Source organism: Carboxylicivirga marina (assembly GCF_016612505.1).
In the GTDB taxonomy this organism is placed as follows: Bacteria; Bacteroidota; Bacteroidia; order Bacteroidales; family Marinilabiliaceae; genus Carboxylicivirga; species Carboxylicivirga marina.
Genome location: NZ_JAENRR010000118.1, coordinates 1 through 4924, shown reverse-complemented (window position 1 = coordinate 4924; position 4924 = coordinate 1). Strand labels below are relative to the sequence as shown.

Here is a 4924-nt window from a genome sequence, read left to right as displayed (position 1 = left end):
TATTATTTAAGTTTTTTTGTCGAAACAAAAATATAGGATTCTGAGGGCTATTTAAAATTCCGACTTTCGGAGGCTAGCAGTGTGTCGGACTTATACATTTAAGCCCCTGAGAATCGAATATTTCGACATCAGTCTCGAATAGGGGGTCAAGAAAAAAAGCTAAAAAGTGCTTAAGTCCGACAGGCTCCTAGTGACTTTTTTTTAAAAAAAAGTCAACTCTATGCATGAAATTTTGAAAAACGAAAGTGTAAAAATCCGCATACTCCTATGTATTACACTACTAGAGGGGAGTAACGAAAAATTACGAAGGAGGTAAAAAAAGTTATCAGCTACTTTGTAGTTTAATGTAGTATCTTAATCAGGAAAGTATAAAAGTCATCAAGTAAATAACCGGAAGATAATCTTTTAATTCGTTACGCAATATGGAAAGAGACTTCGAAATCCTGACTTCAACTGTTTTAACACTAACATCCAGCTGTTCGGCTATTTCCTTGTATTTCAACTCATCAAACCTACTGAGTATAAACACCTCTTTCAACTTATCCGGCAAGGCTTCTATAGCCTCATCAATTCGGCTTTTAAGTTCGTCAAATTGCAACACATCATCAGCCATGGCAGCCATAGCTTCATAGTTAAATTGCATTTCGATGTACTTTAATTCTTTTTTGCTTTTAATAAGTGTTTGCTCTTTCCTGATCTGCATCAGGCAGTTATTTTTAGTTATTGTGTATAGGTAATTACGCAGGCTTAAATCATCACGGACACCTTCTCTTACATCCCATAATTTAACAAAAGCATCCTGAACAATTTCTTCAGCAATAGTCGCATCATGAAGGTATTCCATGCATAAATGATACAGCATGTCGGAAAATTCATTATAAATAGCTTCAAACACCTCTCTATCGCCCTGCCTAAGCGCCTCTATATCAAACAGTACCTTGTTCATATATTAACTTACCTCCCTTTTTTTTTACAAATAAAGTAATTAAAGAGCAATATCTAAAAAAATCTTGCCCTTAATAGGCAGCTTAAACTATCTGCATAATGATAAACTTGTTTTGTGCTCTATAGGTGTATTTAACATTAACTGATTAAAGAAGAGAGTGAATTGACGGTTCTGGAAAGTGAGTATTACCTAAATTGAGCGATTAGTGGACTAATAATGAAAAGATGCCTTGTATAACAAATTGCTATTGAGTGTCTTAAAGGTGTCAAATCAAGAAAATAACACATCACTTATTGAGTGAACAAGAGCATCTTTTATGGGTATTAAAATAACAAAAATTGGCGTAACAAAGGATAAAATTTCTGCACGCGGGGGACTTCCTCTATTTCTTCGTTACATTGAAAAAACAGGTCTTTACAGGGTGATATCAAGCAGTTTAATCAATTTAATTTTCAAAAACAACAAAGGTCTACAGCTCAACCAATTTCTCAAACAAATGTTTGCTTTTTGCATGGATGGAACAAATACAGCCATATCACACTTTGATCAACTTAAAACAGATGAGGGGTATGCCGCATTACTGGAAAACACGACCAAAGAATTGGCATCGTCACATCAAACCAAACGCTTCTTTATGAAACTCAGTGCTGTCACAAACTTAATATTCAATAAAATATTACATGAGCTATTCATCTGGAGATTAAAAATCAACTGTCCGAAAATCATTACCTTGGGTATTGACACCATGGTTCTTGATAATGATGATGCACAAAAGCGGGAAGGGTGCGAAACAACCTACAAGAAGAAAAAAGGCTTTCAGCCCTTGCATATTTGTTGGGGACCTTTCCTAATAGACGTGCTTTTTCGTAAAGGGAGTGCCCACTCAAATCACGGTAATGATTATACCCAAAGGGAAAAAGCCATCGTAAAGCTTATCCGCAATCGCTACTCCGAGCAAGTCCCCATTATACTCTGCGCCGATAGTGGCTTTGCTGACCAAAAGGCTTATGAATACTTCGAAGATGAGCTTGACATACACTACATTACAACAAGTAAGATATATGCCGATGTTAAGGAATACGTGAAAGATATACCATCGCAAAACTTTTGCTCGCTCAAGAAAAACAAGGCCGTATGGGGATGTGTTGAGTTTGGCAATAAGCTTAAGTCATGGAAAAAATTCAGACGGTGTATATTTACCAAACTCAACTGTGAAGAGTCCGGTCAATATGTATTGGACTTCAGCAAACCTGACAATGTCATCTACACTAACATTGGTAACTGTAAGAGTGCCGATGATAAACTTAGGGTTGCTGGCGGAGGTTCCTTTTTCCTCACAAAGTCTATTATACAAATATCGCACAGTAGAGGTGCCGACGAATTAATACACCGGAGCATAAAGGAACTTGCAACTAAAGAACAATTGCCATTTAAATCCTTTGGTATGAACCGTGCATATTACTTTATGCTTGTAATAACCCATTTCATTTTTGAGGCTTACAAACAGGATGTAACTGTTGACATTGTCCCAATCACAACATATCCAAATACTTTCAGAAGAAAACTGATCGATTTCGCAGCTAAGATCACATCAGGATCGAGATATGTAAAGCTGAACGTCAGCAGAACAATTCACGAAACCATTAATTTTAAAGAACTATGGAAACGATGCCAATCACCGCCACCGATACAACATGCCTAACAGAAAGAAACCAAAATGTAATCTTAATTAAAACCTCGGGTTAAGGGAAGAGGTATGCATGGTCCTGAAAATATAACTGAAAGGATGGCGTTTCCTATCTCCTGAAGTCATATTTGGCACAATGATTTTGAAAATTGCAGCTTCTTCTAGGGTCTAAGGACTAAAAAATGATTCATGTAGATTTTAATACCATACTGAATTATGGAATCGCTCAATTTAGGTATTAACCAATACTCGTAAAATGCCAAAACGTTAAACCCATTAATAAAAACAGTTTTTTAGACTACTAATACCAGTGAGGTTTGTAGAGTGAAAAATGTCTCGGCAAACGGTGACTTTAGTTAACCGTTTATCTGTGAAGTTAGAAATAAAAGAGCCGATAATGGTTAGTTGAACCTTTTTACGTAAATGTCCTTAAAAAGTGATTTCTGCGCAATTATCCTGCTTTTTTAATACTAAATATGATTTTTTTGATGATAGGGGAGGTTAATATTTCGTACTAAGTAGGCTGACTTGTGCGTTTTTTTTTGACACAAAAAATGATTAGAGGTCGATAGATAAATACCTATATTTGGATCTAGTAAAATAGGTGTTATATGGAATTTTTTAAGGGTCAAAATGCGATAGAGTTTGCTGATCACTTCAGACCTGATGATGATTGTCTAGCAGCCTGTCGGACTTGCATTTTTTAAATACTAGAGCGTGCGGTCTAAAGGTTTAGCCTGTTTTTCATTATTATTGTTTTTGTCAAAAAATGCTCAAAAATGATCGAATTTATTATTTTATCTCCCTTTTGTTGTGAAAATTGAAAACAATAAGCTGCATTTTTTTTGATTACGCCATTGATAGCTTGAAAAATCGCTTTAAGTTATAGCCAAGGCATACTAATGCCCATTCTCAATCAGTTTCAAACTCGCCGCGCAAGGAAAAACGCCTGAATCCAAGTACTTCTTTGATAATCCCAAAAACAGGTTCGACTGTTTGTTTCCGTTTTTTGTATATATCTTTTCCTTCCTTGCTTTTTAAGGTTTGGTTCATTTTATCAACAGGGGTATCTCCGTAGTTAATGTCATCGTCGCTATTTAATTTGTTTTCCAAATAGGTATTGTGTTTCTCCCTTGCTGTAGAGATTATGGGCTTTATTCCTTTGTTTTTACAATCGTCAATGTTCTTTTCACTAAAGTATCCGGTATCAGCAACGGCAGAAGATATTTCACCAAGTTCTCCAGATACTGAGTTGATAGCAGGGATAAATTCTTGTTTGTCATTAACATGGGCATTGCAGTATGCGCCAACAATAACCATATCATCATTAACAACACCCTGTCCATTATAACATTGATTAAAACCGCTGGAAGTTTTCATTATCCTTGATTCCGGGTCTGTGAAATTATATTGGTCTGAAGCTTCCGGCGATGAATCAGGAGCTTTGGGTTTTCTGCCTTTAGCTTTCTTCCCCGTTGTTTCTTCCTGTTGTTTTCGTTTTTCTACTTTGGAGTCATACTCCTTCTTTTCCTTTTCATAACGCTGCTGAGCTCTGGCTTCAACAATTTCTTTTGCTTTCTGTATTTTATTTAATCGATCCTTTCTGCGTTCAATTTCTTTCGGGATGTCAAGGTCTAATTCCCTCTCTTGCTCATCTTTAGCGGCAGCAAGGTTTAATAACTGCTCAATCTCTGTTTCAAGTTGCTTTTCCAATCGCTTCATATAATCGTAGCTCATGGCTTTATGTTTGGATGCATTAGCCTGTACTTTGGTGCCATCAATATAGATATTACCCATGCGCACTAACTTTATTTCTTTACCTATAAGCAGTATCTCTTTAAACCACCCTTTTATTTCTGGTAAGAAACGTTTGCGAAAACTGGAGATTGTATCGTGATCAGGATGGTGGTTGCCGGCAATAAAACGAAATGCTACGGAGTCGTAAGTCGATTGTTCTATCTTACGTGAGCTGAATATGCCAGTAGAGTAGCCGTAGAATAGTAAGGATAAGAGCATCCTGGGATCATATGCTGTTGAACCAGAACCTTTATACTGTGAGTAAATATGCTTGAAATCAAGCATTGACACAATCTCAACTATAAAACGAGCTAAATGATTTTGAGGCAACCAATCTTCAATATTGTAGGGCATCAGTGTTTGCTGGTTGCGGTCTGCACATATAAATTTTGCCATGACTTAAAGATAATAATTTAGGGGGACTTCTATAAATTAAAACTTTGACATACAGATGTGTATTAGTATTTTCAGGCGATAAAATCAGCCGAAAAGAT

At 36.3% G+C, this 4924-nt stretch carries 3 protein-coding genes; 1 reads left to right on the top strand and 2 read right to left on the bottom strand.

Features of this window, described 5'->3' with window-relative positions:
* Positions 1-358 precede the first annotated feature (358 nt).
* Positions 359-946: an RNA polymerase sigma factor gene (locus JIV24_RS21870; protein ID WP_200467213.1), complete on the bottom strand. Its 588-nt coding sequence runs from the start codon at positions 944-946 to the stop codon at positions 359-361.
* A 316-nt stretch (positions 947-1262) separates the two neighbouring features.
* Between JIV24_RS21870 and JIV24_RS21865 the strand changes: the two genes are divergently transcribed.
* The gene (locus JIV24_RS21865; protein ID WP_200467212.1) at positions 1263-2648 is read left to right on the top strand and encodes an IS1380 family transposase; all 1386 of its coding nucleotides are present in this window, start codon (positions 1263-1265) and stop codon (positions 2646-2648) included.
* 897 nt (positions 2649-3545) lie between these two features.
* Here JIV24_RS21865 and JIV24_RS21860 read toward each other — a convergent pair.
* On the bottom strand, positions 3546-4826 hold the full coding sequence (locus JIV24_RS21860; RefSeq protein WP_200467211.1) for a transposase: 1281 nt from the start codon (positions 4824-4826) through the stop codon (positions 3546-3548).
* Positions 4827-4924: the final 98 nt, after the last annotated feature.

What these genes read in the sequence shown, in the direction of transcription:
- JIV24_RS21865 (WP_200467212.1), top strand. Translation starts at nt 1,263, where the DNA reads ATGGGTATTAAAATAACAAAAATTGGCGTAACAAAGGATAAAATTTCT.
- JIV24_RS21870 (WP_200467213.1), bottom strand. Translation starts at nt 946, where the DNA reads ATGAACAAGGTACTGTTTGATATAGAGGCGCTTAGGCAGGGCGATAGA.
- JIV24_RS21860 (WP_200467211.1), bottom strand. Translation starts at nt 4,826, where the DNA reads ATGGCAAAATTTATATGTGCAGACCGCAACCAGCAAACACTGATGCCC.